This window comes from Streptomyces sp. NPDC029041, from assembly GCF_040637515.1.
Taxonomy (GTDB): domain Bacteria; phylum Actinomycetota; class Actinomycetes; order Streptomycetales; family Streptomycetaceae; genus Streptomyces.
The window spans coordinates 1-26,429 of the sequence record NZ_JBEZWO010000023.1 but is presented as its reverse complement, the minus strand read 5'-3'; the positions used below and the strand labels follow the sequence as shown (position 1 = coordinate 26,429).

At 72.0% G+C, this 26,429-nt stretch carries 26 protein-coding genes and 3 pseudogenes; 15 read left to right on the top strand and 14 right to left on the bottom strand.

Features of this window, described 5'->3' with window-relative positions; translation table 11 throughout:
* Window positions 1–14 precede the first annotated feature (14 nt).
* The 4 genes from AB0F04_RS36260 (at window position 15) to AB0F04_RS36245 (ending at window position 4,466) form a co-directional block, all read left to right on the top strand.
* Complete coding sequence (locus tag AB0F04_RS36260; protein WP_362050185.1) at window positions 15–1,865, top strand: lasso peptide isopeptide bond-forming cyclase; 1,851 nt, start codon at window positions 15–17, stop codon at window positions 1,863–1,865.
* Window positions 1,866–1,909: 44 nt separating this feature from the next.
* Window positions 1,910–2,164, top strand: a complete 255-nt coding sequence (locus AB0F04_RS36255) for a lasso peptide biosynthesis PqqD family chaperone (RefSeq protein WP_362050182.1) — start codon at window positions 1,910–1,912, stop codon at window positions 2,162–2,164.
* Window positions 2,161–2,598 (top strand): lasso peptide biosynthesis B2 protein, encoded by a 438-nt coding sequence (locus AB0F04_RS36250; protein WP_362050179.1) that lies wholly within the window; start codon window positions 2,161–2,163, stop codon window positions 2,596–2,598. Before AB0F04_RS36255 ends, AB0F04_RS36250 begins: the two co-directional genes overlap by 4 nt.
* A 101-nt stretch (window positions 2,599–2,699) precedes the next feature.
* Window positions 2,700–4,466, top strand: a complete 1,767-nt coding sequence (locus AB0F04_RS36245) for an ABC transporter ATP-binding protein (protein ID WP_362050328.1) — start codon at window positions 2,700–2,702, stop codon at window positions 4,464–4,466.
* A 9-nt stretch (window positions 4,467–4,475) separates the two neighbouring features.
* On the opposite strand, the gene AB0F04_RS36240 is transcribed toward AB0F04_RS36245, so the two are convergent.
* Window positions 4,476–5,648, bottom strand: a complete 1,173-nt coding sequence (locus AB0F04_RS36240) for an epoxide hydrolase family protein (protein ID WP_362050176.1) — start codon at window positions 5,646–5,648, stop codon at window positions 4,476–4,478.
* Between the two features lie 82 nt (window positions 5,649–5,730).
* On the opposite strand from AB0F04_RS36240, the gene AB0F04_RS36235 reads away from it, so the two are divergent.
* Window positions 5,731–6,306, top strand: coding sequence for a CGNR zinc finger domain-containing protein (locus tag AB0F04_RS36235; protein ID WP_362050173.1), 576 nt, complete (start codon window positions 5,731–5,733; stop codon window positions 6,304–6,306).
* 20 nt (window positions 6,307–6,326) lie between these two features.
* Here AB0F04_RS36235 and AB0F04_RS36230 read toward each other — a convergent pair whose 3' ends face one another.
* A complete protein-coding gene (locus tag AB0F04_RS36230) occupies window positions 6,327–7,301 on the bottom strand; it encodes a TauD/TfdA family dioxygenase (RefSeq protein ID WP_362050170.1) in 975 nt (324 codons plus the stop codon).
* 212 nt (window positions 7,302–7,513) lie between these two features.
* Between AB0F04_RS36230 and AB0F04_RS36225 the strand changes: the two genes are divergently transcribed.
* Window positions 7,514–8,344 carry an aldo/keto reductase gene (locus AB0F04_RS36225; protein WP_362050167.1) on the top strand — a complete coding sequence of 277 codons (831 nt, stop codon included), beginning with the start codon at window positions 7,514–7,516 and terminating at the stop codon, window positions 8,342–8,344.
* A 38-nt stretch (window positions 8,345–8,382) separates the two neighbouring features.
* A complete protein-coding gene (locus AB0F04_RS36220; protein WP_362050165.1) occupies window positions 8,383–9,003 on the top strand; it encodes a DNA polymerase ligase N-terminal domain-containing protein in 621 nt (206 codons plus the stop codon).
* Window positions 9,004–9,054: 51 nt separating this feature from the next.
* Here AB0F04_RS36220 and AB0F04_RS36215 read toward each other — a convergent pair whose 3' ends face one another.
* The 4 genes and pseudogenes from AB0F04_RS36215 to AB0F04_RS36200 form a co-directional block, all read right to left on the bottom strand.
* Window positions 9,055–11,397, bottom strand: coding sequence for a SpoIIE family protein phosphatase (locus tag AB0F04_RS36215; RefSeq protein ID WP_362050162.1), 2,343 nt, complete (start codon window positions 11,395–11,397; stop codon window positions 9,055–9,057).
* A gap of 61 nt (window positions 11,398–11,458) precedes the next feature.
* A complete protein-coding gene (locus tag AB0F04_RS36210) occupies window positions 11,459–11,926 on the bottom strand; it encodes a peroxiredoxin (RefSeq protein ID WP_362050158.1) in 468 nt (155 codons plus the stop codon).
* Window positions 11,923–12,303 (bottom strand): DoxX family protein, encoded by a 381-nt coding sequence (locus tag AB0F04_RS36205; protein ID WP_362050155.1) that lies wholly within the window; start codon window positions 12,301–12,303, stop codon window positions 11,923–11,925. The genes AB0F04_RS36210 and AB0F04_RS36205 overlap by 4 nt, the downstream gene beginning before the upstream one ends.
* 50 nt (window positions 12,304–12,353) lie before the next feature.
* Window positions 12,354–13,081 (bottom strand): annotated as a pseudogene (locus AB0F04_RS36200) (helix-turn-helix transcriptional regulator).
* Window positions 13,082–13,116: 35 nt separating this feature from the next.
* On the opposite strand from AB0F04_RS36200, the pseudogene AB0F04_RS36195 reads away from it, so the two are divergent.
* A pseudogene (locus tag AB0F04_RS36195) lies at window positions 13,117–13,467 on the top strand (MFS transporter); the annotation flags it as partial.
* 22 nt (window positions 13,468–13,489) lie between these two features.
* Here AB0F04_RS36195 and AB0F04_RS36190 read toward each other — a convergent pair.
* A pseudogene (locus tag AB0F04_RS36190) lies at window positions 13,490–13,596 on the bottom strand (MarR family transcriptional regulator); the annotation flags it as partial.
* Between the two features lie 125 nt (window positions 13,597–13,721).
* Here AB0F04_RS36190 and ligD point away from each other — a divergent pair.
* The 3 genes from ligD to hemC all read left to right on the top strand — a co-directional run bounded on the left by ligD (window position 13,722) and on the right by hemC (window position 16,741).
* Window positions 13,722–14,702, top strand: a complete 981-nt coding sequence (gene ligD, locus AB0F04_RS36185) for a non-homologous end-joining DNA ligase (RefSeq protein WP_362050325.1) — start codon at window positions 13,722–13,724, stop codon at window positions 14,700–14,702.
* 143 nt (window positions 14,703–14,845) lie between these two features.
* The gene (locus AB0F04_RS36180) at window positions 14,846–15,622 is read left to right on the top strand and encodes an NPP1 family protein (RefSeq protein ID WP_362050153.1); all 777 of its coding nucleotides are present in this window, start codon (window positions 14,846–14,848) and stop codon (window positions 15,620–15,622) included.
* 183 nt (window positions 15,623–15,805) lie between these two features.
* Window positions 15,806–16,741 (top strand): hydroxymethylbilane synthase, encoded by a 936-nt coding sequence (hemC, locus tag AB0F04_RS36175; RefSeq protein WP_362050150.1) that lies wholly within the window; start codon window positions 15,806–15,808, stop codon window positions 16,739–16,741.
* Between the two features lie 60 nt (window positions 16,742–16,801).
* On the opposite strand, the gene AB0F04_RS36170 is transcribed toward hemC, so the two are convergent.
* The 4 genes from AB0F04_RS36170 to AB0F04_RS36155 all read right to left on the bottom strand — a co-directional run bounded on the left by AB0F04_RS36170 (window position 16,802) and on the right by AB0F04_RS36155 (window position 19,834).
* On the bottom strand, window positions 16,802–17,323 hold the full coding sequence (locus tag AB0F04_RS36170) for a hypothetical protein (protein WP_362050147.1): 522 nt from the start codon (window positions 17,321–17,323) through the stop codon (window positions 16,802–16,804).
* A 192-nt stretch (window positions 17,324–17,515) separates the two neighbouring features.
* Entirely contained in the window at window positions 17,516–18,376 is an 861-nt protein-coding gene (locus AB0F04_RS36165) for an ABC transporter permease (RefSeq protein WP_362050144.1), read from the bottom strand.
* A complete protein-coding gene (locus AB0F04_RS36160) occupies window positions 18,336–19,382 on the bottom strand; it encodes an ATP-binding cassette domain-containing protein (protein ID WP_362050141.1) in 1,047 nt (348 codons plus the stop codon). Before AB0F04_RS36160 ends, AB0F04_RS36165 begins: the two co-directional genes overlap by 41 nt.
* A complete protein-coding gene (locus AB0F04_RS36155) occupies window positions 19,379–19,834 on the bottom strand; it encodes a helix-turn-helix domain-containing protein (protein ID WP_362050138.1) in 456 nt (151 codons plus the stop codon). The genes AB0F04_RS36160 and AB0F04_RS36155 overlap by 4 nt, the downstream gene beginning before the upstream one ends.
* A 272-nt stretch (window positions 19,835–20,106) precedes the next feature.
* Between AB0F04_RS36155 and AB0F04_RS36150 the strand changes: the two genes are divergently transcribed.
* Complete coding sequence (locus tag AB0F04_RS36150) at window positions 20,107–20,898, top strand: RNA polymerase sigma factor SigF (protein WP_362050135.1); 792 nt, start codon at window positions 20,107–20,109, stop codon at window positions 20,896–20,898.
* Between the two features lie 36 nt (window positions 20,899–20,934).
* Here the strand turns inward: AB0F04_RS36150 and AB0F04_RS36145 are convergent, their stop codons facing one another.
* A complete protein-coding gene (locus AB0F04_RS36145) occupies window positions 20,935–21,255 on the bottom strand; it encodes an ANTAR domain-containing protein (protein WP_362050132.1) in 321 nt (106 codons plus the stop codon).
* 246 nt (window positions 21,256–21,501) lie between these two features.
* Between AB0F04_RS36145 and AB0F04_RS36140 the strand changes: the two genes are divergently transcribed.
* The gene (locus tag AB0F04_RS36140; protein WP_362050129.1) at window positions 21,502–22,305 is read left to right on the top strand and encodes a VOC family protein; all 804 of its coding nucleotides are present in this window, start codon (window positions 21,502–21,504) and stop codon (window positions 22,303–22,305) included.
* A 9-nt stretch (window positions 22,306–22,314) separates the two neighbouring features.
* Here AB0F04_RS36140 and glgX read toward each other — a convergent pair whose 3' ends face one another.
* Both glgX and AB0F04_RS36130 read right to left on the bottom strand, forming a co-directional pair.
* Window positions 22,315–24,486, bottom strand: coding sequence for a glycogen debranching protein GlgX (glgX, locus tag AB0F04_RS36135; RefSeq protein ID WP_362050126.1), 2,172 nt, complete (start codon window positions 24,484–24,486; stop codon window positions 22,315–22,317).
* Window positions 24,483–24,986 (bottom strand): pep a2, encoded by a 504-nt coding sequence (locus tag AB0F04_RS36130; RefSeq protein WP_362050123.1) that lies wholly within the window; start codon window positions 24,984–24,986, stop codon window positions 24,483–24,485. The genes glgX and AB0F04_RS36130 overlap by 4 nt, the downstream gene beginning before the upstream one ends.
* A 362-nt stretch (window positions 24,987–25,348) precedes the next feature.
* On the opposite strand from AB0F04_RS36130, the gene AB0F04_RS36125 reads away from it, so the two are divergent.
* Window positions 25,349–25,717 carry a DUF5133 domain-containing protein gene (locus tag AB0F04_RS36125; RefSeq protein ID WP_362050120.1) on the top strand — a complete coding sequence of 123 codons (369 nt, stop codon included), beginning with the start codon at window positions 25,349–25,351 and terminating at the stop codon, window positions 25,715–25,717.
* Between the two features lie 73 nt (window positions 25,718–25,790).
* Window positions 25,791–26,429, top strand: a 639-nt coding sequence (locus AB0F04_RS36120; protein ID WP_362050118.1) for a maltotransferase domain-containing protein, incomplete at its 3' end; no start/stop codon positions are given.

The window sequence follows — 26,429 nt, the reverse complement described above, 5'->3', positions numbered from 1 at the left end:
CTTGACCCGACGTCATGACTGAACTGCACGAAAGTGCGGGGACGGGCCCCGGCGACGCGCACTTCGCGGTCTTCACCGACCGTGCGGGCGCGGCCGCCGTGGCCCGCTCCTTCGCCCGCCCCGGAAGCCGGACCCTCGCGCACGCGTCGGGCCGGCCCTGGCTCGTCGGCCACTGGCACGACGACGACATCGTCACGGCGAGCGTCGGCAGCGCCTCCCTCGCCGTCGTCGGCTGCTGCCCGATCGACGCCGACGCACTGCGGCGCCGAGTCGCACGGTTGCGTGATCTCGCGGAACTCGACGCGCTGGCCCACTCCCTCCCCGGCAGTTTCCACCTCGTCGGCGCCCTCGACGGCCGGATCAGAGTGCAGGGCACGGCGTGCGGACTGCGGCTCGTCTTCCACGCGGAGATCGACGGCGTGCGCGTGGCAGCGACCCGCGCCGACACTCTGGCCACCGCCCTGGGCGCGGAACCCGACGTGGAGGAACTGGCCGTACGGCTGCTGTGGCCCGCCCCGTACCCGCTGTTCGAGACCTCGATGTGGCGTGCGGTCACCGCCGTTCCCCCACAGGACGCCGTGCTGGTCGCCGCGGACGGGCGCAGCGTACGGCACACCCGGTGGTGGACGCCGCCGGAGCCGGTCCGGCCGCTCGCCGACGCGGCTCCCCTGATCCGGACGGCCCTGGAGGAGGCCGTCGGCGCGCGTACCCGGCAGGGCGGCGTGGTCAGCTGCGATCTGTCCGGAGGCCTGGACTCCACGTCCGTGTGCTTCCTGGCCGACCGTTCCCCCGCCCGCGTGGTGGCCAGCACATGGCCCGGACGGGACCCGGCGGACACCGACCTGCTCTGGGCCGAGCGGGCGATGACGTACCTGCCGGACGTCGAGCACGTGGTCTGGGACGCCGACGACTCGCCGCTGGTCTACGAGGACCTGCTCGGCATCGACGACCTCCTCGACGAACCGACCATCGGTGTCATGGACCGTTCCCGGGTGCTGCACCACCTGCCCGGGCTCGCGGCACGCGGCAGCCGGCTGCACCTGACCGGCATCGGCGGCGATCACGTGGCCTGGTGCTCCGAGGCGTACTACCACCGGCTGTTGCGCAGCCGTCCGCTGTTCGCCCTGCGCCAGCTGCGCGGGTTCCGGGCACTGTGGCAATGGCCGCTCGGCGGCGCCCTGCGCGCCCTCGCCGACTCCCGGCCGTACCGGAGGTGGCTCGCAGACGCCGCCGGTGACCTGCGCGGCCCGTTGCCCCCGCCCGTGGCGACGGGGCTCGGCTGGGGCATGACCCCACGCCTGTTCGACTGGGTGACCCCCGAGGCCGAGCGGATCGCGCGCCGGGCCCTGCTCGACGCGGCGGCGACGGCCTCTCCACTGCATCAGGACCGCGGCCTCCACACCGACCTGGAGCAGATCCGCTCGTGCGCCCGCGTCATCCGGCAGTGGGACCGGATGGCGGCCCGCGCAGGCCTGCCGATGGCCTCTCCGTTCCTGGACGACCGCGTCATCGAGGCGTGTCTCTCCGTACGTCCGAGCGAGCGCGTCACGCCCTGGCGGTACAAGCCCGTCCTGAGCGCCGCGATGCGCGGAATCGTGCCCGAGGAGTGCCTGCGACGCAGCAACAAGGCCACGGCCTCCATGGACGCCTCCAACGGACTGCGCGAACACCGGGCGGACCTGCTGACCCTGTGGAAGGACTCACGGCTGGCGGAACTGGGGCTGGTGGACGGCGCCGAGCTGCGCCGCCTGGCCCGGCGGCCCGCCTCCCCGGGGCTCTCCGACGCCATCCTCTACTCCACGATCGCCGCCGAGGTGTGGCTGCGCGGGCTCGCCCGCGGCCGCACCCGTGTCCCGCAACCCTGACCGCACCGCCGCTCACACCCGTCACACGTCAGAAAGGCCTCCCCATGCCCCTGCGGTTCGGCGACAACGTCTCCACGGCCGAGACCGACTACGGCACAGTTCTGCTGGACGAACAGGTCGGCTCCTACTGGGAGCTGAACCCGACGGCCACTTTGGTGGTGCGCACGCTGCTGGACGGCGGCGAGGAGGCGGACGCGGCCGCCGCCCTGGTCCGGGAGTTCGACATCGACCGGTCGCAAGCCCTCCAGGACGTCGAGACACTCGTCCGCGAGCTGCGCGCGTCGGGGCTCGCCTCATGACGACGCCCAGCGCGCTGGAGCGGCCCACCGGTGTGCCCCTGGTCCGGCGCACGGCCGCCCGCCTCGTCCTGCTCCCCGCCGTCGTCCTCGCTCTGCTGCCGCCCCGCCACATCCGCACGGCGCTCGGCATCCTGCGGCGCGGCGCCGCACCGGCGAGCACCGGGCAGGCCCAGAACGCCCGCGACGCCATGTGCGCCGTCAGCCTGCTCTGCGCCGGGCCGAAGGGATGCCTGCCACGGTCCCTGGGAGCGGCGCTGCTGTGCCGGCTCGGCGGAACCTGGCCGACCTGGTGCACCGGCGTACGGGTCACCCCGCCGTTCACGGCGCACGCCTGGATCGAGGCGGAGGGCCGGCCCGTCGGCGAGGGAGTCCCGCAGGGCTACTTCGCCCGGCTGGTGGCCGTCGCCCCGCCGTCGGGTCCTGCCGACCGATGACCGGCGCGACGGTCCCGCACGGTGGCCGGGCCGCGAATGCCGCGGCCGACTCCGAAGCCGAAGCCAGAGCCAGTAGGTCCACCGTGGCTGCGGTGGCCACGATGTACCGGCTCACCGCCGGGCACCGCGGTGCCATCGCCGTCGCCAGCGTGCTGACGCTGATCGGATCCGCCCTGGGACTGGCCCAGCCGCTCGTCGCCAGGCACGTCGTGGACGCGAGCGGCCGCGGACAGCTCATCTGGCCGCTGCTGGCCCTCCTGGGCGCGCTGTTCGTCCTCGAGGCGGCGACGGGGGCGACGGGGCGTTTCCTTCTGGAACGGATGGGCGAAGGCGTCGTACGCCAGCTCCGGCACGGGCTGGTGGGCCGGCTGCTCCGCCTGGAGATGAGGGAGTACGACCGCCACCGGAGCGGCGACCTCATCTCCCGGGTGACCGCCGACACCACCCTGCTGCGGGAGGTCGTCTCCCAGGCCCTGGTCGACCTCGTGACGGGAAGCCTGGTCGCGGTGGGGGCGATCGCCCTCATGGCGTGGCTGGACCCGGTGCTGCTGCTGCTGGTCGTCGTGACCGTGGCGGCGTCGGCCGTGGTGGTCGCCTCACTGCTCACGGGCATCAGGAACGCCTCGGAACACATGCAGCGCTCGGTCGGTGCCGTCGCCGCCGATCTCGAACGCGCCCTGAGCGCCCTGCCGATGGTCCGCGTGCACCGGGCCGAGGAGCGGGAGGCGACCGGCATCGGCGGCCGCGTGGACGCGGCGTACGGCGCGGGGGTGCGCACCGCGAAGCTCGCCTCCGTGATGAGCTCCGCCGTCGAACTCGCCGTCCAGGGATCCTTTCTCATCGTCCTGGTCGTCGGCGGCCTGCGCGTCGGCGGCCATGCCGGTTCCCTGGGTGATCTCGTCGCGTTCCTGCTGTACGCCTCGTACCTCGTCCTGCCGCTGTCCTCCGTCTTCCGCGCGGTGGGCCTCGTCCAGCGCGGGATGGGCGCCTACCAGCGCATCGACGAGGCACTCCGCCTCCCCGTGGAACCCACCGCGCCCCGGAACCCGACGGACCGCCCACCCGCACCGCAGCCGACCGGACCGGCCGGGACTCGTGCGGTCGGCCAGGCAGAACAGCCCGTCCTCGCCCTGAGCGACGTGCACTTCGGCTACGACCCGCGGCGGCCGGTCCTGCGCGGTGTGTCGTTCACCGTCCCGCAGCGCCGGCACGTGGCCCTGGTGGGCCCGTCCGGAGCCGGCAAGAGCACGGTGTTCGCCCTGGTGGCGAGGTTCTACGAGCCGGATGCGGGCACCTTGCTCTTCGACGGGCGGCCGGCGGCCGAACTCACACGAGGTGACTGCCGCCGGGGCATCGCCGTGGTCGACCAGAAGACCCATGTGGTCCACGGCACCTTGCGCGACAACATCACTTACGCCGTACCCGAGGCCACGGATGCGGAGATCGGCCGCGTCGTCGAACTGGCCCGGCTCGAAGAGGTCGTCGACCGGCTGCCCGGGGGCCTGGCCGCCGTCATCGGGGAACACGGCTGCAACCTCTCCGGCGGCGAACGGCAGCGTGTCGCACTCGCACGCGCGTTGCTGGCCCGGCCCGCGCTCCTCCTGCTGGACGAGCCCACCTCGCACCTCGACGCGATCAACGAATCGGCGCTCACCACCGTCATGAAGGACGTCGCCCAGGAGTGCGCCCTGCTGGTCATCGCCCACCGTCTGTCCACCGTGCAGCACGCCGACCACATCGTGCTGCTCCGTGACGGCCGCACGGTTGCCGGCGGACGCCACGAGGACTTGCTGGTCAGCAGTGACCTCTATCGCGAGCTGGCCGCGAGCCAGATGCTCCGGGCGGGCGGGAGGCCCCGGAGCGGTTGAGAACCACGTTCACCGATGGGCGGCCAGCACAGCCGCGAGGCCCTCTTGCAGGTCCTTGACGAAATACCCGGGGACCTCCAGCGACGGGAAGTGGCCCCCCTTTTCGGGCGCACACCATCGGACGATCCGCCGGTACCGCTTCTGCGCCCAGGGGCGCGGGCACTTCTCGACGTCGCGGGGATACATGGTGATGGCCGACGGGACGTCGACCCGCAGTCCGGGGTCGAGCGAGTTGTGGCTTTCGTAGTAGATGCGGGCTGCGGACGCGCCGGTCCGCGTCAGCCAGTACAGGGTGACGTCGTCGAGGATGCGGTCCCTGGAGATCGTCTCGAACGGGCTGTCCTCGGTGTCCGACCACTCGCCGAACTTGTCGAGGATCCAGGCGAGCAGCCCGACCGGGGAGTCGACGAGGGAGTAGCCGATGGTCTGCGGCCGGGTCGCCTGCTGCTTCGCGTAGGCCGCTCGATGACGCCAGAAGTGGCGGGTGTCCTCGGCCCACTCACGCTCGACCGCCGTCAGCCCGTCCGTCGTCAGCCCGGGCGGCCCCTCGGCGAACGTGGTGTGGATGCCGAGAACGTGCTCCGGGAACCTGCCGCCGAGGACCGTGGTGATGTTGCCTCCCCAGTCGCCGCCGTGGGCCAGGAACCTGCTGTAGCCGAGCCGTTCCATCAGTTCCACCCATGCGGCCGCGATCTTTTCGACTCCCCACCCGGTGGCGGTCGGCTTGTCGCTGTAACCGAAGCCCGGCAGCGACGGGACCACGACGTGGAACGCCGGTGCGTCCGGGTCACCCGGTTGTGCCAATGCGTCCACCACGTCGACGAATTCGGCGATGCTGCCCGGCCAGCCGTGCGTCAGGACCAGAGGAGTGGCGTCCGCACGTGGGGATGGGCGGTGCAGGAAATGGATGGCCAGACCGTCGATGGTCGTGCGGAACTGGCCGATCCCGTCGAGGCGTTCTTCGAAGGACCGCCAGTCGTACCCGGTGCGCCAGTAGTCGACGACATCGACGAGGTCGGCGAGCGGCACGCCCTGCCCCCATCGCCTCGGGCCGGGCGCGGCGCGATCGACCGTCTCGGCCTCCGGCAGGCGCGCGGCGGCCAGTCTCGCGCGCAGATCGTCGAGGTCGGCGTCGGTGGCGTGAGCTTCAAACGCTTGCACATCGCTGCTCGGACGGAGCATGAGACCTCCAGGCCATCGCGGAACCGGCTAAGACGGTTCTAACAGCCCTCGGAACCACGCCGCAACCCGCTAAGGTGGTTCCATGCGTGGTGAGTTCCCTGACTTCCGCCTCGGCAGTGTGCTGGCGACCAGCTTCACGGGGACCCTGTCGGAGCGTCACGGCGAGGCGGTGGAGCGCATTCCCACGCCGCGACGACTCGTCGACTGGCTGGGGGTGAACGGCCTCGCCGTGGACTCCTGCACCACCGCTCAGCTCGACGTCGCCAGGCGGCTGAGGGAGTCGATCCACGCCGCCGCGACAGCCGCCGCGCTCCAGGACCCTCTCCCCGCGTCCGCGGTCAGGATCATCAATGACTGCAGCACTCGGGGCCGGGCCTCGGCGATCCTCACCCCCGAGGGCGAGCGGCGATGGCGGCTCGGCTCGGCTTCCTGCGTGGAGGATGCCCTCGGCGTGATCGCCGCCGACGCGATCGGCATCATCGCCGGCGAGCGAGACGGGAAACTGGCCTTGTGCGCCTCACCGACGTGCCGGGCCGCCTTCTTCGACACCAGCCGGAGCCGCACCCGCAAGTGGTGTGACATGAACACGTGCGGCAATCGTCAGAAGAAGGCGCGCTTCATGGCCAAGCAGCGCGACCGCCCCACGTCAGCGGAGTGACCGTCCGCCCGGGGCCGGGGTCACCACCGGCCGGGGGTGGTCCCGGTGACCGGCTCCGACGGCCTGCCGTCCACCCCGACGGGCACGTCCCCGGCGAGCATCACGCGGTGCATGATCCGGGGGTGATCGAGACGGGCGGTGTCGCCGGGCGCGAGGTGCATGGTGGCACGGTTGTCCCAGAACGCCACGCTGCCCGGCTCCCAGCGGAACCGGACCGTGTACTCGGGCCGGACCGCCTGTTCCAGCAGCATCTCCAGGATCGCGCCGCTCTCGGGCCGGGAGAGACCGTCGATCTGCTCGACGTAGTAGCCGTTGACGTACAGGATCCGCTCGCCCGTCTCCGGGTGGACGCGCACCAGGGGGTGCACCGCGGCGACCTGCCGGTCCAGCAGGTGCCGGACGTACGCGTCGTCGCCGGGCCGTGGCTGGTAGCCGACGCCGAGCCGGTGCTCGGCCCGCAGTCCGTCGACGAACTGCCGCAGCGGCGCGGAGAGTCCGGCGTACGCCGCCGCCAGGTTCGACCAGGTCGTGTCGCCGCCGTAGGGCGGCACGGTCTCGGCGCGCAGGATCGTCGCGGCCGGCGGGTCGACCCGGGCGCCGTGGTCGCAGTGCCAGCCGCGCAGCAGGGTGTGGCGGCGGCGCCGCAGCCACTCGTCGTGCTCCATCCCGAACCGCCCGCCCAGCTCCAGCCGGTCCGCGGTCGTCTCGATCTCGGGGAAGTCCGGGGGCGAGGCCTTGCCCCGCCGGGGCAGCACCACGGTCTCGCCGAACCGGCGCGCGAAGGCCACGTGCCCGGCGTGGTCCAGCCGCTGTCCCCGGAAGAACACCACCTTCCACCGCAGCACCGCCGCCCGGATCGCGGCGACCACCGCGTCGTCGAGGTCGGTAGCCAGATCGACCCCGCCGATCTCCGCGCCGATGTACCCGGCGACCGGTTTCACCTCCACCCCGGCCTCCCGCGCGGCCTCGTCCGTCGTCCGGCCATCCGTCGTCATGAGCACTCCGCTGGTCGTGGGCGTGGTTGCCGTCCCGGAGATCGTGACAGCGATCTCCGCCGAAGGCGACCACGCCTCACCCGCCTCGTGCGGCTCCGCCGGCAACCGGGCACCGTGCGTGAGGCGTCGCGTCACGGTTGATCATTGCTCACCCCGTGCGTGACGCTGGGGGGACGACACACCCCGCGCACAGCCAAAGGGAAGGTCCGACGGTGATCAGCATCCCGACGCACACGCTCAACGACGGTACGGCGCTCCCCGCTCTCGGGCTGGGCACCTGGCCGCTGGGTGACGACGAGGCGCAGCAGGCGGTGCTCTCGGCACTGGAAGCGGGCTACCGCCTGATCGACACGGCGACGAACTACCGCAACGAGACGGGGGTCGGCCGCGCTGTGACCTCCGGGGTGGTGCCGCGCGAGGAGATCGTCGTGACGACGAAGCTCCCGGGCCGGCACCACGGCTACGAGCAGACCCTCGCTTCCTTCGAGGAGTCCCGGGCCCGCCTCGGCCTGGAGTACGTCGATCTGTACCTGATCCACTGGCCGCTGCCGCGCGTGGACCGGTACGTCGACTCCTGGAGGGCCATGATCAAGCTGCGCGAGGAGGGGCTCGTCCGCTCGATCGGCGTCTCCAACTTCACGGCCGGGCACATCGAGCGGCTGGAGAAGGAGACGGGGGTGCTGCCCTCGGTCAACCAGATCGAGCTGCACCCCCTGCTGCCGCAGGACGACCTGCGCGCCTTCCACGCGGGCAAGGGCATCGTCACCGAGAGCTGGAGTCCGCTGCGCCCGGGTACGCCCCTGCTGGAGGATCCCGCCGTGGCGCGGATCGCCGGGGCGCACGGGGTGTCGCCGGGGCAGGTCGTGCTGCGCTGGCACACGCAGCTCGGAGCGGTGCCGATCCCCAAGTCGGCCAACCCCGAGCGGCAGCGCGCCAACCTCGACGTCTTCGGCTTCGAGCTGAGCGAGGAGGAGATGCGGGCCGTCGCGGACAGGCCGCAGCGCAGGGTCGGCGCCGACCCCGAGGTGCACGAGGAGTTCTGACGGGTACCCGGGGCGCGCCAGGCAGGAAGGAGCCGCAGGTGGCTGAGCGGGACCGGCTGCGGGACTACCGCGGCAAGCGCGACTTCGGCCGAACCGGGGAGCCCCGGGGACGTGGAGCGCCGCCCGGCGGCGATCCCCGGTTCGTGGTGCAGATCCACGACGCGAGCACGATGCACTTCGACTTCAGGCTGCAGGTGGACGACGTGCTGAAGTCCTGGTCCGTCCCCAAGGGCCCCTCGGCGGACCCCAAGGACAAACGCCTGGCCGTGCCCACGGAGGATCATCCGCTGGAGTACGAGGAGTTCGAGGGAGTGATCGCCCCCGGCGAGTACGGCGGCGGCACGGTGATCGTCTGGGACCACGGCACGTACGAGCCGCTGAGCCACGACCGCAAGGGCAGGCCCGTCGACTTCGCGGAATCGCTGGAGCGCGGGCACGCCACGTTCCGGCTGAGCGGTTCCAAGCTGCACGGCGAGTACGCCCTGACCCGGTTCCGCAGCGGCCGGGACGGTGACGGTGAGGAGGCCTGGCTGCTGGTGAAGCGGGCGGGGGGTGCGGCCCGTGCGCACGGGGCTCCCGATCCGCGTCGCGCCCGTTCGGCCTTGTCCGGCCGGACACTCGCCCAGGTCGCGTCGGACGCGGCTGCGGCCCCTGAGTGAGCGGCGAAGGCCGCCTCCGGGCGACCGGGCCGGCCGGAACTGCCGGGCCGGTCAGAACTGCGGCGTGAGCGACTGTTCGCACCAGATGGTCTTGCCCCGGGTGGTCTGGCGGCTGCCCCAGCGCTGGGTGAGCTGGGCGACCAGCAGCAGGCCGCGGCCGCCCTCGTCGTCCTGGTGGGCCCGCCGCAGGTGCGGGGAGGTGGAACTGCCGTCGGACACCTCGCAGATGAGGGTCTGGTCCCGGATCAGGCGGAGCTGGATGGGCGGGGCGCCGTACCGGATGGCGTTGGTGACCAGTTCGCTGACGACGAGTTCGGTGACGAAGGCCGTCTCGTCGAGGCCCCACGCGGTGAGCTGGTCGGTGGCGGCCTGCCGGGTGGCGGCCACCTCCGCGGGGTCGGGAGTGACGTCCCAGGTGGCGACCTGGTCGGCGCCCAGCGCCCGGGTCCGGGCCAGCAGCAGGGCCACGTCGTCGCCGGGCTCCTCGGGCAGTACGGCCTTCAGTACGGTGTCGCACAGGGCGTCCAGCGAGTCGGCGGGCACGGTCAGGGCGCGGCACAGCTCTGCGGTGGCGTGGTCGACGTCGCGGTCACGGTCCTCGACCAGCCCGTCGGTGTAGAGGGCGACGACGGAGCCTTCGGGCAGCTGGAGCTCCGTCGCCTCGAACGGCAGCCCGCCCACGCCCAGTGGGGGTCCCGCGCTCATCGGGATCAGCCGGGCGGACCCGTCGGGCAGCACCAGCGCGGGCGCGGGGTGCCCGGCGGCGGCCAGGCTGAGACGGCGTGTGACGGGGTCGTAGACGGCGTAGAGGCAGGTCGCGCCGAGTTCGGCGACGTCGTCGCCCTGGTCGTCCGAGGCGAGATGGGTGACCAGGTCGTCGAGGTGGGTGAGGAGCTCGTCCGGCGCCAGGTCGACGTCGGCGAGGGTGCGGACGGCGGTGACCAGCCGGCCCATGGTCGCCGTCGAGGGGATCCCGTGCCCCACGACGTCCCCGACGACCAGTGCGACGCGGCTGCCGGACAGTGGAATCACGTCGAACCAGTCGCCGCCGATGCCGGCGGCCGAGCCGGAGGGCAGGTAGCGGTGGGCCACCTGGACGGCGGCCTGTCCGGGCAGGCCCCTGGGCAGCAGGCTGTGCTGGAGGGCGAGGGCGGTGGTGCGCTCGCGGGCGAAGCGGCGGGCGTTGTCGACACAGACCGCGGCCCGGCTGGCGAGTTCCTCGGCGAACACGGCGTCGTCGGCGGCGTAGTCCTCCGGCTTCGCCACGCGCACGGCCACGGCGACACCGAGTGTGGTGCCACGGGCCCGCAGCGGTACGGCCATCATGGAATGGGCTCCCGTACGGTAAGGGCGTCCTTCCGGGGCGCGGGAGTTGCGCTCGGCGACCCAGCGCATGAAGGCAGGTTCCCCTGCCTGGCTCAGGACGGCTCCTCCTTCCCGCAGGGCCCGGGCGATCGGCGAGAACGCGGTGTAGACGTCCACTTCTCCCAGATGCACGGCCGCCTCGGGGGTGCCCTCGGTGACGGAGCCGTGCGCGACCCGCCGGAGGGTGATCTCCTCGGCGGGCGCCAAGGGCTGCTCGTCCGCGCCGAGCACCCAGTCGAACAGGTCCACGCTCGCGAAGTCCGCGAAGCGGGGCACCACGACTTCGATCAGTTCCTCGGCCGTGCGGACCACGTCCAATGTGGTGCCGATGGCGGCAGCGGCCTCGTTGAGGAGGGCCAGCCGCTGCCGGGCCCAGTACTGCTCGGTGCTGTCGAACGCGGCCAGGGCGGTCCCCACGAGGGCGCCGGCGGCGTCCCGGACCGGCCACATCTCGGTGACCCAGGCGTGCTCCCGGTTCAGGGCCGGCGCACCGGTGTAGCTCTCGTAACGCACCGGTCGGCCCGTCTCCACGACGTGCCGGAGATGCCAGTTGAAGCCACGCATGTGCTCGGCCTCTCCCACGGTCTCCGGGAAATGCCGGCCGAGCAGGGCCTCCTCGGGCACGCCCATCACGTGGCAGGCAGCTTCGTTGAGCCGCAGATAGTGCTGGCTGGTGTCGAAGACGGACATCGACATGGACGCCTGCTGGAAGGCCCGGCCTGCCAGGGACGTCTCCTCACGGCCGGGTGGCGCGGCGGTGATCACATAGGTGCCCGTTGTCCCGTCCGGGCCCGACACGGCGCAGGCGCTGACACGGATCCCGACGAGGTAACCGTCGCGGTGCCGCACCATGACGGTGCCCGACCGCGCGGACACCGCCTCGGCCGGCACGTCCTCGGCGAGCAGTTCCCGCACGGACCGGCCCACGGCCTCCTCGGCCGGGTAGCCGGTCAGGCGCTGGGCACCCTCGCTCCACCCCGTCAGAATGCCGCGGGCGTCGATGATCGCAGCAGCGGAGGAGTCCTCCATATCGTCCAGGATTATCCCTTTGCCGCCCTCTATCAACCGCGACGGGGCATTCGGGACGGAGTCAGGCCCGGTGGGCGCGCAGCGCTGCGAGGGCCCGGTCGGCGTGTGCGTTCATGCGCAGCTCGCTGCGGACGACGTCGAGGACGGTGCGGTCCTGCGCGATGACGAACGTGGTGCGCTTGGTGGGTGCCAGCGAGAAGCCGCGCTTCACGCCGAACCGCTCGCGGACCGCCCCGTCGGCGTCGGACAGCAGCGGCATGCCGAGGCCGTGGCGTCCGGCGAACTCCTGCTGCCGTTCGACGGGGTCACCGCTGATGCCGACGGGGCGCGCTCCGACGGCGGCGAACTCGGCCGCGAGGTCGCGGAAGTGGCAGGCCTGGGCGGTGCAGCCCGGGGTGAGGGCGGCCGGGTAGAAGAAGAGCACGACGGGGCCCTCGGCGAGCAGCCCGGACAGACTGCGCACGGACCCGGTCTCGTCGGGCAGGGCGAAGTCCTCGACCGTGTCCCCGGTCTCCACGCGCGCGGTCACGAGCTGCCCTCCGTCTTGCGAGCCACACCGCGGGCCCAGAGCACGAGGGGCACCTGCAGGGGCAGGCGTCCGAAGGCGGCGGCCTTCTGGGGGGTGGGGCGGTGGCGCCAGTCGGCGGCCATCTTGACGTTGGCGGGGAACACCCCGACGAAGAAGGCCGCCGTGGCCAGGGCGGCGGCCTTGCGGGTGCGCGGCAGCGCCAGGCCGGCGGCGAGTGCGAGCTCGGCGGCGCCGCTCGCGTAGGTCCAGGCCCTGGGCGTCCCGGGCAGGGCGCGCGGGATGGTCGCGTCGAACGGGCGTGGGGTGGCGAAGTGGGCGACGCCCGCGGTGGCCAGCAGGCCGGCGAGCAGCAGGGGTGAGCGTTCGGACCGGGGCACGGTTCCTCCTCTGAAGGCCTGCCGCGCATTATTACCGCCCGGTAGCCAGGTCAGTTCACCGGGTCCCGCGAGCGTTGGTGGTGGCGGCCCGGCGTGTAGCCGGAACACCGACGGAAGACGTCGATGAAGGCGCTCGTGGAGGACCAGCCGCAGCGGTGGGCCACGGTCGTGACGGGCAGGCCGTCGGCGAGCATCCGCAGGGCGTGGTAGAGCCGCGACTGGGTGCGCCACTGCCGGGAAGGTCATGCCGAACTCGCGGCGGAAGAGCCGGCTGAGGGTCCGCTCCCCCGCCCCGGTCGCCTCGCCGAGCTCGGCGAGAGTGCGCGCGTCGGCCGGGTCGGCGTGCACGAACGCGCAGACGGCGGCCAGCCGCGAGTCGGCGGGAGTGGGCAGGCGCAGGGGTTGCTGGGGCGAGACCCGCAGCTGGTCGCGCAGGACGGCGCGCAGCCGGTGGCGCTCTGCAGCCGGGTGGTAGCAGGGGGCTGACGGCGAGGACGGCCGGGTGGTCCAGGCCGAGGGGGTTGTCGCCGGCGGGCAGGCCGACCAGGTGCAGGTCGAGCCGGCCGTGGGCGCGGTGGGCGTGCACGGCTCCGGCCGGGACCCAGATGGCGCGGGTGCCCGGGGCGAACCAGGTGCCCGCGTCGGTGGTGACGGCGACGACGCCGTAGCCCGCGTAGACGATCTGGTGGTCGTCGTGCCGGTGCGCGTCGATGCGGTCACCGGCGGTGAGCCGCTGGGCGCGGGTGGGAGCGACCGGGCTGTGGCGGATGTTCGGCACAGTCCGGCGGATCACCGGAAGCGGGCCAGGGCCGGTCGTACGCGCTGACGGTCCTGGCCGTGGCCGGGCCGGTGCTGGTGCCCGGGCCGCCGGTGTACTTGTTCGTGGCGCTGACGTCGGCGGGGCTCTATGTGCCGTTCTCGCTGCACATCACCCTGGGTCAGGATTTCCTTCCGCGTCGCGTGGGCACCGCGAGCGGGGTCACGCTGGGACTCACCGTGAGCGTCGGCTGCCTCGCGGCCCCCGCGCTCGGGGCGCCGGCCGACGCGACGTCCCTCCGGTCGGCCCTGCTGCCGCTCGGCAGGCTGCTGCTGTGCGGGCTGCGCGAACCGGCGCCGACGGTGGACGCCGTGCGGGCGGATTCGCGCGACCGGGCCGAACGGTGACCTGGAATCAGGCCGTCCCGGCCGCGACGCGGTCCAGCGGCACGCCCGCCTGAGCCATCAGCCGGTCGCGCCGGCGGGCGCGGGTGCTCAGGCGGGTGATGGGGTGAGCGCGCGCTCGATATCGATCACTTTCGCGGAGGGGCCGGGGAGCCGGTGATTCGCTCGGTTCGCCGCTCCTGCCGGGGGCGGCGCCGTTCAGGGGAAACAGCCGGAGAACACGCGTGAGAAGCGGCCGGTCCGTCGACACCTCACCCGTGGAACTGCCGCTGATCCCGCCCATGCTCGCCACGTCCGGCACCCTGCCACCCACCGCTCAGGACGCGCGGTGGGCCTACGAGACCAAGCAGGACGGCCAGCGGGTGGTGGCCTATCTGCCCGGGGACGGCAGTGTGCTGCTGCGCGCCCGCTCCGGGGACGACATCACCGCCGCCTATCCCGAACTCCGGCCGCTCGGCACCGCCCTTGGCACCACGGCCGCCGTACTGGACGGCGAGATCATGGCCCTGGACGCCGAGGGCCGCGCCAGCTTCCAGTTGCTGCAGTCCCGCATGGGCCTGGCCCACGCACCCGCCAGGGCCGCGCGGCGGGCGGCGGAGGTCCCGGTTCATCTCGTGCTGTTCGACGTGATGCATCTGGAGAGCCACTCCCTCCTGCGGCTGCCCTACGCACGCCGCCGCACGACGCTCGAGGACCTCGGCCTCGCCGGACCCTCGTGGTCGACCCCGCGGGCGCTCGTCGGCCACGGCGCCGAGGCCCTGCGCGCCACCCGGGAGCACGGGCTGGAGGGCCTGGTCTGCAAGCGGCTGGACTCCGTGTACGAACCGGGGACGCGTTCCCGGGCCTGGATCAAGATCCGCAACATGCGCACCGAGGACGTCCTGGTCGGCGGCTGGCAGCCCGGCAAGGGACGGCTCACCGGCCTGCCGGGCGCGGTGCTGGTCGGGCAGCGCGCCGCGGGACGGCTGCGCTACGTCGGCAGCGTCGGCACCGGCTGGAGCGAGGCCGAACGCGCGGAACTCGCCGCGCTGTTGCGGGCCGCCGCGACCGGCGTCTGCCCCTTCGACCCCGCCCCGCGCGCTCCGGGGGCGCATTGGGTGGTGCCCCGCCTGGTGGGCGAGGTCCGCTACAGCACCCGCACCCGGGAGGGCCTGCTGAGGCAGCCGTCCTGGCTGCGCCTCCGGCCCGACCTGGCACCCGAGGACGCGGCGGCGGACATCCCGGACGACCTGGTCTGAAACGACGGCCGCCTGCCAACTGTTGGGCTGCGATTCACTGTTGAGATCCTTCGCGCCTCTTGGCATGGACGCGTTCAGCCTGGAAGCTGAACGTCCCTTTCCCCCCACAGCCGTTGGGCTGCGCCCGGACCAAGGAGGACGCAGTGTCGTCACGCCCGTTCGCCCGCCACCGCAGGAGATGGCTCACCGGAGCGGCCGGTGCCGCCGCTCTCGTCCTCGCGGTCCCCGCCACGGCCCACGCCGCCCCGCCGTCGGCCCTGCCCGCCCACGCGGACGCGCTGGAGCAGACGTACCAGCCGGCCTACGACTACGACACGGACGGCTGCTACTCCACGCCCGCGATCGGCCCCGACGGCACCGTGAACGGCGGGCTCAATCCGACCGGCGCCCTGAACGGCAACTGCCGGGACGCCTCGGACCTCGACAACACCAACGGCTACGCGCGCTCCACGTGCAACAACGGCTGGTGCGCCATCCTGTACGCCCTCTACTTCGAGAAGGACCAGGCCGTGGCCGGCAGCAGCATCGGAGGCCACCGGCACGACTTCGAACACGTCGCGGTGTTCGTGCAGGACAACCAGGTCAAGTACGTCTCGACGTCCAACCACGGCGGGTTCACCGTGCACGCGGCCTCCGCGATCCGCTTCGACGGCACGCACGCGAAGATCGTCTACCACAAGGACGGCATCAGCACGCACTGCTTCCGCGCCGCGAACGCCAACGACGAGCCGCCGGAGAACCACAAACGCACCTGGCAGTACCCGGCGCTGGTCGGCTGGAACGGCTACCCCGCCGGAGTGCGCGACAAGCTCACGTCGTACGACTTCGGCAGCGCCAACTTCGGCTTGAAGGACGGCAACTTCGCCAACCACCTCGCGAAGGCCAAGCCCTCCGGCATCGCCTTCGACCCGTACGCCTGACGCCCGTGGGTCCGGCCGGGGCCGCTGAGCTCCGGCCGGGTCCGTCTTCCGGCGGGGCCCGGCACACCGCGAGGCGAACGCCGTGCCGCGGGGTGGTCCGCTCGCACCGAACTGGCGTTCCCCGCCCGGCGGTCGGGGGAGGTTCGGCACGAACGCCCCCGCGAGAGGGTCTATCGTGTCCGCATGTCCGTCCCCGAACTGATTCGCATCGTCTCCCGCGACTCCCCCATGGCCCTCGCCCAGGTGGAGCGCGTCCGGGCCGAGTTGGCCGCCGCCCATCCCGGAGTGCGCACCGAGGTCGTTCCGGTGAAGACCACCGGTGACAAGTGGCTGGGCGATCTGTCCCAGGTCGAGGGCAAGGGCGCGTTCACCAAGGAGGTCGACGCGGCGCTGCTGGCCGGTGAGGCCGACCTCGCCGTGCACTGCGTGAAGGACGTGCCCGCCGACCGGCCGCTCCCGGCGGGCACGGTGTTCGCCGCGTTCCTGAAGCGGGACGACATCCGCGACGCCCTGATCCACCCCGGCGGGCTCACCCTGGACGAACTGCCGGCCGGGACGCGGATCGGCACCTCATCGGTGCGCCGCGTCGCGCAGCTGGCCGCGACGCATCCCCACCTGGAGTGCGTGCCGTTCCGGGGCAACGCCAACAAGCGGCTCGCGAAGCTGGCCGCCGGGGAGGCCGACGCCCTGCTGCTCGCGGTCTCCGGCCTGGAGCGCATCGGCCGTGAGGACGTGATCAGCGAGGTCCTGTCGACGGAGACGATGATGCCACCCATCGGCGCCGGCGTACTGGCGCTGCAGTGCCGCGAGGACGACGCCGCGCTGATCGACGCGGTGAGCGGTCTCGGGGACCCGGACACCTACCGGGAGACCACCGCCGAGCGCATGTTCCTGCACGTGCTCCAGGGACACTGCAACAGCCCCATCGCCGGGTTCGCACAGGTGGACCGCAGTGGCGAACTCTCCCTGCGGGCCTGTGTGTTCACCCCGGACGGCAAGACGCGGCTCAACGCCCACGAGTGGGCGGGCCGGCTCGACCCGGCCACCCTCGGCACCTCGGTCGCCGTGGCCCTGCTGCGTCAGGGTGCCCGCGAGATCATCGACGGCATCCCGCACTGAGACGGCAGCCCGCAGCGCGACGGCATCCCGCAGGGAGACGGGCGACGCCCTGACGCCGGATCAGGCGGTGCCTTCCTCCGCCTGGTCCCTCAGGAAGACGCTCACCTGGTGCGCCAGGCTGTCCCGCACCGCGCCCTGCTGACCGCCGACGACCCCCTCGTGCGCGCCGATGCCGCCCGACCACAGCCGGCGTTCGGTCCACTCCTCCTCGACGCGCAACTGCACCTGGACGTCCACCAGACTCAGGGACGCCTCGGCGCCGGCCGCGTACAGCACGGCGGTGGCCCTGCGCAGGGGGTAGACGTCGAAGCCCTCGATGAACTGCGAGTTGCGCCAGTCGATGAAGGCGCTCTCCCCGTCCGGACCGAGGCGGACGTCGATCTGGCCGTCCTCCAGGTGCACGCCGAGATGACGGCTGCCGCGGTTCTCGACCGTCACGCGGAGGCAGAAGTACGTCAGCCCCTCGGCGGCGTCGTCCCGGCCGCGGGGCGGCTCGGCCGGTTCCAGACGGTGGACGCGGACGCGCAGACCGGCATGCTCGTCGTACTCCTGCCAGTCCCCGACCACGTTCGGCTCGTACACGCTGCACCCTCTCGACCTCTGGAAGCTGCTTCCTATCTGTGGTCTCAGCGCACTGTCAAATGAGCAGAATGCGCTGTGGCCTGGCAGTTCATCCTTTTTGATCGGTGATCAAGCCGTGCCCAGCGGTTATCCGGAAAGAGCGGGTGAAAGCGCTTGCCCGGGCGTGCCGCACATCACTTCCACGAGTGAAGATCAACGGGCCAGACGGCCCAGCAGGGCCGAGGCCGCGGTGACGCCGAGTGCGGCGGCGACGAGCAGCACCGCGAAGTCGGACGCCAGATGGTGGGGCGTGCCCAGGAGGAGGCCGCGCAGGGCGTCCACCTCGTAGCTGAGCGGGTTGGCCGTGCTGACGGCCTGGAGCCAGCCCGGCATCACGGACACCGGGTACAGGGCGTTGGAGCCGAAGAACAGCGGCATGGTGATCGCCTGGCCGATGCCCATGAGGCGGTCACGGCTGAGGACGATGCCGGCGATGGTCATCGACAGGCAGGAGAAGAAGGCCGACCCGAGGACTACGATCGCGGCGACGGCGATCAGCTTGAGCGGGTTCCAGGTCAGGGCCACGCCGAGCAGTGCCGCGATGAGGAGCACCACGACGGCCTGGACGAGCGACTTCACCCCGGCCGCGAAGGCCTTGCCGGTGATCAGGGCCGACCGTGGAGTGGGGGTGACGAGGAGCTTGTTGAGGACACCGGCGTCGCGCTCCCAGATGATCTGGATGCCGTAGAAGATGGCGATGAACATCGCGGACTGGGCGATGATGCCGGGCGCGAGGAAGTCGACGTAGGGGATGCCGCCGGTGGGGATCGCCTTGATGCGGGTGAAGGTCTGACCGAAGATCAGCAGCCAGAGGGCCGGCTGGACCGCGCGGGTGTACAACTCGGTGCGGTCGTGGCGCAGTTTCTGCAGTTCGACCGCGCACATCGCGCCGACGCGGGCGGGCAGCAGGCGCCAACCGGCTCGGGGCGCCGGGGGTTTGAGCAGCAGGTCGATGCCGTGGGCGCGGGCGGGGTCAGCCGACACGGCGCGCGGTGCGGCGGGCGCTTCGGACATCGCGGAAATCTCCTGCCTCGTCGTCGAGACCGCTGCCGGCCACGTCCCGGAAGACGTCCTCCAGCGTCGGCAGCGCGTTCTGGGCCGCGCCCGCGGCACGGCGGCGGGCGCCGAGCCCTTCCCGGAGCTCGGCCGGGGTTCCGAGGGCCCTGATCCGGCCGCGGTGCATCAGGGCGACCCGGTCGCAGTACTGGTCGGCCTCGTCCAGGTAGTGGGTGGTCACGAGCACGGTCATGCCGGTGGCTTCGCGGACGGCGCCGATGTGCTCCCACACACCGGTGCGGGCGATCGGGTCGAGGCCGATCGTGGGCTCGTCGAGGATGAGCAGCCGGGGGGCGCTGACCAGCGCCTGGGCGAGCTCGAGCCGGCGGACCATGCCGCCGGAGTACGTGGCGGCCAGCCGGTCGGCGGCGTCGGTGAGGTCGACGGCGGCGAGCGCCTGGGTGACGCGCTCGGCGCGCTCGGCGCGGGACACGTCGAAGACCCGGGCGAACAGGGCGACGTTCTCCCGTCCGGTGAGTCCGGCGTCCGCGGACAGTTGCTGCGGCACGTAGCCGAGCAGGCGGCGTACGGCCATGCGGTCTTGGGCGACATCGTGGCCGAGGACGCGGACCATGCCGGCGGGGACGGGCAGCAGGGTGGTGATGCAGCGGATGGCGGTGGTCTTGCCCGCGCCGTTGGGTCCGAGCAGGCCGAAGACCTCACCTTGCCGGACGGTGAGGTCGAGTCCGTCCACGGCGTTGGTGTCGCCGAAGGCGTGGACGAGCCCGGTGCAGGCGACGGCCTCGGCCCGGGGGCCGGGTGCTTCGGTCCGCGGAACGGGATCGTTGGCCCGGAGTCCGGGCTCGTCGGCCGGAGAACCGGGCGCCTGGACCCGCGGAACGGGCTCGTCGGCCCGCGAACCGAGTGCGCCGGCCCTGAGGCCGGGCCCGTCCGCCCGCGAACCGGAAGCGTCGACCCGCGGAACGGGTTCGCCGGCCCGGGGCGCGGCAGGTTCCCGTGTCATGATTCCTCGGCCTCCTCGTGCAGGGTGTCGGCCAGTTTGCGCAGGGCCGGGATAGCGGCGTGCAGCGCCCGGCGATCCGCTGCGTCGAGGCGTGCGACCTGGCGGCGTACGAGCTCGGCGCGACGTCTTCGCCACTCGCCCAGTCGCTCCCCGGCGGCCGCGGTGGGCAGCAGCCGGGCGGCCCGCCGGTCGGCGGGGTCGGTCTCGCGGGTCAGGTAGCCGGCCCTCGCCAGCCGGTTGACCAGGGTGGACACCGAGTTGGCCGCCAGACCGAGGTCCCTGGCCGCGTCGGAGATGCCGACGCCGGGCCGCGCCATAACGAGGCGGAGCAGTTCCACCTCGGCACCACGCAATCGCGGGTCGGGCATCTGCCGCCGCAGGCGCCGTCGGATCAGCCGCTGAACACCCACGAGCGCGTCGGCCAGTTCTTCCGGGAAGGTCTCCGGCTCCATGCGGCCGAGATTAGCTCTGTCACAGAGGTAATCGGTCCAAGGCGAGGTCAAGGCAGGTCAAGGCAGGTCAAGAGACGTTCCCGAAAGGACAGCGACCTTGAGGGCGCCCACATCCCCCAAATGCCGTATTGTCTGAATTGTCAGTGCTTCGGACAGGAGGCACGTATGTGGGGAGCCGGTCGCCCGGACTCCCGGTGCTTTCCGTGAGGTCCGAGGCCGCGCTTCCCACGGTGTCTGTCCCTATTCAGCACCTGCTCAGGGAGGTGCGCACCATGCGTATCGCCGGCAGCACCCGAACGCACCCCCACGACGACGCCCCCGACACCGCGGCGGCCTTCGCGCGCCTGGCGCGGCTGCCCCAGGGGCCCGAGCGCAAGGCCCTGCGGGACGAGCTGGTCGAGGCCTGGCTTCCCATGGCCGAGCGGATCGCCGTGCGATTCCGTGGCCGCGGCGAGTCCCTCGAAGACCTCTACCAGGTGGCGGCTCTCGGCCTCGTGAAGGCGGTCGACCACTACGACCCGGCCCGTGGCAACGCCTTCGAGGCGTACGCGGTGCCGACGGTCACCGGCGAGATCAAGCGCCACTTCCGTGACCACATGTGGACGCTGCACGTGCCCCGCCGGGTCCAGGACCTGCGCAACCGGGTGCGGCACGCCGCCAAGGAGCTGTCCCAGACCACCCCGGGGCGCGCCCCCACGGTCGCCGAGATCGCCGAGTTCGCCCAGCTCACCGACGGTGAGGTCCGCACCGGCATGGAGGCCCTGGAGTGCTTCTCCGCGCTGTCGCTGGAGGCGGAGATGCCCGGGACCGACGGTTACGCCCTCGGCGACGCGCTCGGCGGGCCCGACCCGGCCTTCGACATCGTCGTGAACCGGGTGGCCGTACGGCCCTGCCTCGAGGCGCTGCCGGAGCGCGAACGGATCATCCTCTATCTGCGGTTCTTCAAGGGCATGACGCAGAGCCGTATCGCCGAACAGCTCGGCATCTCGCAGATGCACGTCTCCAGGCTGCTCAGCAGCTGCTTCGCCCATCTGCGTGAGGAGCTGCTCGCCGAGGCCAGGTGAGGCCCGGGAGCGACAGGCCCCCCGTGCGTCCCCGGATCACCCCTCCGGCGGTGATCCGGGGATCTGCGTCGGCCCGGCGCGATCGAGAGCGTCCTCCAGCGCGGCCCTGATCTCCTCGGGCATCAGGCCCGTGCGTCCCCAGACGAGGATCAGCTCGGCGACGTTGCGCAGCTTGATGTTGGTGTGCTGGGAGACCTCCTTGAGCACGGCCCACCCCTGATCGGGTGAGATCCGGCCGAGCGCCACCACCATCCCGATCGCCTGGTCCACGACGGCGTGGGAGACGACCGCCTCCTTCAGCTGCTGGACCTCTTCCTGGAGTTCGAGGATCCGATCCGAGCCCCCGTCCGTGGGCATGGTCACCTCCGGGTCCGGTGCGCCGCTGCGCCCGAGGTCCCTCCGGATGCTTGAGTACCTTGACGCAGTGTCCGACCCATCCATCGTCGTCACTCGGTCCGCCCGGTGCCACCGGGGCGGACCAGGCCGGACGCCGTTTCGGCGGCCTCGCCGGGGTACTCGGCAGGCGCCCACAGCGGTTCCGGTTGGACACTGGTGTCAATCCTCCGGTGGCTGCCAGGCCGACGAGATCAGGACGCGACTGCCATGAACCACGACATGCCCACCTCCTCCGGCACGAAGGACGTCGTCTCATCACACTCCGTGTTCGGCGCGCCCTGCTGGGTGAGCCTGACGAGCCGGGACGTCAAGGCGACCGAGGAGTTCTACGGTGCCGTGCTGGGCTGGCAGTGGCGCCCTGCCAAGCTGGGCGACCGGTTCCGGATCGCGCTGGTGGACGGCTCGCCGGTGGCCGGCATCGCCGGGGTGGCGACCATGTGGCAGATGGCGGTGGCATGGACGCCGTATTTCGCGGTGCGCAGCGCGGACGAAGCGGCGGCCCGGGTGCAGGAGCGCATGGGTACGGTCGCGGTAGGGCCGATCTCCCTGCCGCCCGGGCGGGCGGCGTTGCTGGCCGACCGGGACGGGGCGACCTTCGGCATCTGGGAGGGTGACCTCTTCACCGATTGGGAGACCTGGCGCAACGCGCAGCCGGCCTTCATCACGCTCCACACCCGGGACGCCTTCGACGCGGCGATCTTCTACGGCGAGATCCTCGAATGGGCGACCGAGCGGCCGGGCTGCTGCGAGGTCCACTACGAGGGCGGCGAGGTCGTGCTGCGCAGTCGCGGGGACGTGGTGGCGCGGATCGAGTCGGGGGCCCTGGAAGCGGCCCCCGACCCCGCGATCCGGCCGCACTGGCAGGTCCACTTCTCCGTCGACGACGTGGAGGGCTGCGCCCGGGCGGCGGAACTCCACGGCGGCAGCGTGTTGTCCAAGGGCAGCGACGAAGCGGTGCTGCGCGACCATGACGGCGCGCAGTTCACGGTGACCGCGCGCCGCGACCGCTGATCCTCCCTGTCACTCGCTTTCGTGCGACGCCCGTGACGCCCGTGACGCCCTGGACGGCCGGGACAGCAGGACCAGGCTGCGGGCGTCGACGATGAGGCCCGCCCCCGCCTTGTGCTCGGACTCGTCCGGGGTGCCCTCCGGATCGGCGGTGTCGATGAGGGCCTTCCAGCGTTCGCCGTAGGAGGCGTTCGGGAGGCGGAAGCCGACCGGCTCCCAGTGGCTGTTGAGGAGCAGCAGGAACGAGTCGTCGACGACCGGGCGCCCCCGCGTGTCGGGTTCGGCGATGGCGTCGCCGTTGAGGAAGACACCGACGGAGTGGGCGTCGCCGCGCTGCCAGTCGTCGTCGGTCATCTCGCGGGCGTCCGGCGCGAGCCACACCAGGTCGGGCAGCGGCTGGTCCGCCCGGGTCAGGGTCTCGCCGCGGAAGAAGCGGCGCCGACGCAGCACGGGATGTTCGGTGCGCAGCCGGATGACGTACCGGGTGAACTCCAGCAGATCGCGCTGCTCTCCGGTGAGCCGCCAGTCGATCCAGGAGGTCTCGTTGTCCTGGCAGTAGGCGTTGTTGTTGCCGCCCTGGGTGCGCCCGAGTTCGTCCCCGTGGGAGAGCATCGGGATGCCCTGGGACAGCAGCAGCGTGGTGAGGAAGTTGCGCTGCTGACGCGTGCGCAGTTCCAGCACGGCCGGGTCGCGGGTCGCCCCCTCGGCGCCGCAGTTCCAGGACCGGTTGGTGCTCTCGCCGTCCTGGTTGTCCTCGCCGTTGTCGTCGTTGTGCTTGTCGTTGTAGGACACCAGGTCGCGCAGGGTGAAGCCGTCGTGCGCCGTGACGAAGTTGACGCTGGCGCGAGGGCGGCGCCTGCTGTGCTGGTACAGGTCGGAGGAGCCGGTGAGCCGGGAGGCGAACTCGCCGAGGGTGTGGTCCTCACCGCGCCAGAAGTCGCGGACCGCGTCGCGGTACATGCCGTTCCACTCCGACCACAGCGGCGGGAAGTTGCCCACCTGGTAGCCGCCCTCGCCGACGTCCCAGGGCTCGGCGATCAGCTTGACACGGCTGATGACCGGGTCCTGCTGGATGAGGTCGAAGAACGCCGACAGCCGGTCCACCTCGTGGAACTGCCGTGCCAGCGTCGCCGCGAGGTCGAAACGGAAGCCGTCGACGTGCATCTCGGTCACCCAGTACCGCAGCGAGTCCATGATCAGCTGGAGGACGTAGGGGTGGCGCATCAGCAGGCTGTTACCGGTGCCGGTGGTGTCGTAGTAGTGCCCCCAGTCGCCGTCGACCAGGCGGTAGTACGAGGAGTTGTCGATGCCCCGGAAGGACAGCGTGGGCCCCCTCTCGTTGCCCTCGGCGGTGTGGTTGTAGACCACGTCGAGGATCACCTCGAGACCGGCCGCGTGCAGGGTCTTCACCATCTGCTTGAACTCGGCGACCTGCTCGCCGCGCGTGCCGTGGGCGGCGTAGCCGTTGTGGGGCGCGAAGAAGCCGATGGTGTTGTAGCCCCAGTAGTTGGCCAGTCCGCGGTCGTGCAGCACTCCGTCGTGGACGAACTGGTGAACGGGCATCAGCTCCACGGCGGTGACGCCCAGGGAGGTCAGGTGCTCGACGGCCGCGGGGTGGGCCAGTCCGGCGTAGGTGCCCCGCAGTTCCTCGGGCACCTGGGGATGGGTGCGGGTCATGCCCTTGACGTGTGCCTCGTAGATCACGGTGTCGGCGTAGGGCCGGCCGGGCCGCGCGTCGTCGCCCCAGTCGAAGGCCGGGTCGGTCACCACGCCGAGCATCGTGTGCCCGGCGCTGTCGGCCGGGTCGGGGCCGTCGGGGTTGCGTTCGTAGAGCGAAGGGTGGTTGTCGATCTGTCCGTCGACCGCACGGGCGTAGGGGTCGAGCAGCAGTTTTGCCGGGTTGCAGCGGTGCCCCGCGGCCGGGGCCCACGGCCCGTGTACGCGGTACCCGTAGCGCTGGCCGGGCCCGACGCCGGGGAGGTAGCCGTGCCACACGAAGCCGTCGACCTCGTTCAGCGGCACGTGGGTGTGGGTGTTGTCGTCGTCGACGAGGACCAGCTCGACGCGTTCGGCGACCTCGCTGAAGAGCGCGAAGTTGGTGCCCTCCCCGTCGAAGTCCGCCCCCAGAGGGTAGGGGCGCCCGCCCCAGGCGGACGCCCCTTTCCTCGACGGCCGGCGCGTCACCGCGCGTCCTCCAGCAGGACGTCGGCCGGACCGGCCAGCTGCGCGACCCGCTCCTCACGGGGCACGTCGAGGCCCTCGCTCTCGCGCGGGGCGGGGGCGGTGGGCACCAGCGGGACGCGCTCACCGGCGCGGGCGCGCTGCGAGAACCAGATGACCTTGCTGCCGGTCTCGGTCGCGCAGCAGCCCCAGCCGTCGCTCATGGCCGCGAGGTGCTCCAGGCAGCCTCGCAGCTCCTGGTCGGGGCGCAGGGCGCGGTCGTTGTCCCCGATGGCGGTGATCAGGTGCTGCCCGTTCCACCACATCTCGATCGACGTGTTCTTGTCCGTGGCGTGTTCGTCGATGGCCTTGAGCAGCATCTCGGCACCGCCGCAGACGGGCTGGACCAGGTTGTCCAGGTCCCAGAACTTCAGGTGAGCGGCCAGAATGCGGCTGACCTGTCCCACCCGTTCCGGGCTGACTTCCACGTCGAGGTGGTAGTAGCAGGGCACTGCGGTCTTCATCGGTCGGCTCCTCACCGCGAAGCTCAGCTCCTTCTCGCTCCCGCGGTCTGCGGGACGAGCCCCGAACACGGAACGTGAGCGTCCATCGCTTCTGAGTCACACTCAGCCTGAGGGTGATAGCCCGTTCGTGCAACACGAGCGCACAGCTGAGGTGGACATACACACAAGTGAGCGCGTTCGAGTGGCCCGAACGGCCCAGGAGAACCGCCACTGGTTGAAGATCCAACAAGACGCTGCGTCGCCACACATGCACCATGTGTGAAGAACTCGATCGCCGTCACGGATCCGTGCCGCTGTGCGCACGGCCGCCGTCCGACCGTCGGGAGACCGTGCCCCTCGAGCCCCGAAAGGTGATCGGCGCCATGCTGCTACCCGCCAAAGCCGAAGTCGCCCGGCAGTTGCGGCGTTACCGGGCCTGGGAACGCGTGATGCTCGCGGCACCGAACGACCGCACGGTGCGGACCACGTTCGAGGACTCCGGCTACACGCTCTGTGTGCTGATGGGAAAGCGCTGCGCTCGCGAGGCCGCGGACGCGGCCGAGCGGTACCTGCGCACGAACCACGTCACCTACCTGCAGGAACAGCAGATCACCTGCCTCCAGGAGCAGCACGTCACCTGTCTGCAGGAACCCGGCGAACGGACTCGTCCGGCCACGGCGGTCCGACGCAGGCCCACGGCGGCGGAGCGCAGACCCCCGGCCACCGAGCACAGATCCCCGGCGGGAAGGTAACGGCCTTCCCGCACATCCCGTCCCCCCACCGGGCCCCGCGGCCCGGCTTTCGAGCACGCTGGAGGTGAGGACCATGAGAAGGACCCGGGCCATCGGCCGTATCCCGGTACGGGACGTCCGCCCGGCCGTGGAGAGCGGCAACCGGCCGGCGAAGGCGGTCGTGGGTGAAACGTTCGAGGTCACCGCCACCGTGTTCCGGGAGGGGCACGACGCGGTGGCCGCCAATGTCGTCCTGAAGGACCCCGAGGGCCGCCCCGGGCCGTGGACGCCTATGCGCGAGCTCGCCCCCGGAAGCGACCGATGGGGCGCCGAGGTCACCGCGAACGCCGTGGGCCACTGGTCGTACCGGGTGGAGGCCTGGAGCGATCCGGTGGCCACCTGGCGCCATACGGCGGGCATCAAGATCCCGGCGGGCATCGACCCGGGCCTGGTCCTGGAAGAGGGCGCGGAACTGTACCGACGGGCAGCGGCGGGCGTGCCGAAGGAGGCCGGCCGCACCGTGCTGCTCGCTGCGGCGAAGACCCTGCGCGACGACTCGCTGTCCCCGGCGTCTCGTCTGGCGGCGGCGCTGACGCCGGAGGTGGACGCGGTCCTGGCCCGGCATCCGCTGCGGGATTTGGTCACCAGCAGCGAGCCGCTGCCGCTGCTCGTGGAGCGCGAGCGGGCCCTGTACGGCTCCTGGTACGAGTTCTTCCCCCGCTCCGAGGGCACT

Coding starts and splice junctions, on each gene's coding strand:
- AB0F04_RS36260 (WP_362050185.1), top strand. CDS start 15: ATGACTGAACTGCACGAAAGTGCGGGGACGGGCCCCGGCGACGCGCAC.
- AB0F04_RS36255 (WP_362050182.1), top strand. CDS start 1,910: ATGCCCCTGCGGTTCGGCGACAACGTCTCCACGGCCGAGACCGACTAC.
- AB0F04_RS36250 (WP_362050179.1), top strand. CDS start 2,161: ATGACGACGCCCAGCGCGCTGGAGCGGCCCACCGGTGTGCCCCTGGTC.
- AB0F04_RS36245 (WP_362050328.1), top strand. CDS start 2,700: ATGTACCGGCTCACCGCCGGGCACCGCGGTGCCATCGCCGTCGCCAGC.
- AB0F04_RS36240 (WP_362050176.1), bottom strand. CDS start 5,648: ATGCTCCGTCCGAGCAGCGATGTGCAAGCGTTTGAAGCTCACGCCACC.
- AB0F04_RS36235 (WP_362050173.1), top strand. CDS start 5,731: ATGCGTGGTGAGTTCCCTGACTTCCGCCTCGGCAGTGTGCTGGCGACC.
- AB0F04_RS36230 (WP_362050170.1), bottom strand. CDS start 7,301: ATGACGACGGATGGCCGGACGACGGACGAGGCCGCGCGGGAGGCCGGG.
- AB0F04_RS36215 (WP_362050162.1), bottom strand. CDS start 11,397: ATGGAGGACTCCTCCGCTGCTGCGATCATCGACGCCCGCGGCATTCTG.
- hemC (WP_362050150.1), top strand. CDS start 15,806: ATGTCCGTCCCCGAACTGATTCGCATCGTCTCCCGCGACTCCCCCATG.
- AB0F04_RS36165 (WP_362050144.1), bottom strand. CDS start 18,376: ATGTCCGAAGCGCCCGCCGCACCGCGCGCCGTGTCGGCTGACCCCGCC.
- AB0F04_RS36160 (WP_362050141.1), bottom strand. CDS start 19,382: ATGACACGGGAACCTGCCGCGCCCCGGGCCGGCGAACCCGTTCCGCGG.
- AB0F04_RS36155 (WP_362050138.1), bottom strand. CDS start 19,834: ATGGAGCCGGAGACCTTCCCGGAAGAACTGGCCGACGCGCTCGTGGGT.
- AB0F04_RS36150 (WP_362050135.1), top strand. CDS start 20,107: ATGCGTATCGCCGGCAGCACCCGAACGCACCCCCACGACGACGCCCCC.
- AB0F04_RS36145 (WP_362050132.1), bottom strand. CDS start 21,255: ATGCCCACGGACGGGGGCTCGGATCGGATCCTCGAACTCCAGGAAGAG.
- AB0F04_RS36140 (WP_362050129.1), top strand. CDS start 21,502: ATGAACCACGACATGCCCACCTCCTCCGGCACGAAGGACGTCGTCTCA.
- AB0F04_RS36130 (WP_362050123.1), bottom strand. CDS start 24,986: ATGAAGACCGCAGTGCCCTGCTACTACCACCTCGACGTGGAAGTCAGC.
- AB0F04_RS36125 (WP_362050120.1), top strand. CDS start 25,349: ATGCTGCTACCCGCCAAAGCCGAAGTCGCCCGGCAGTTGCGGCGTTAC.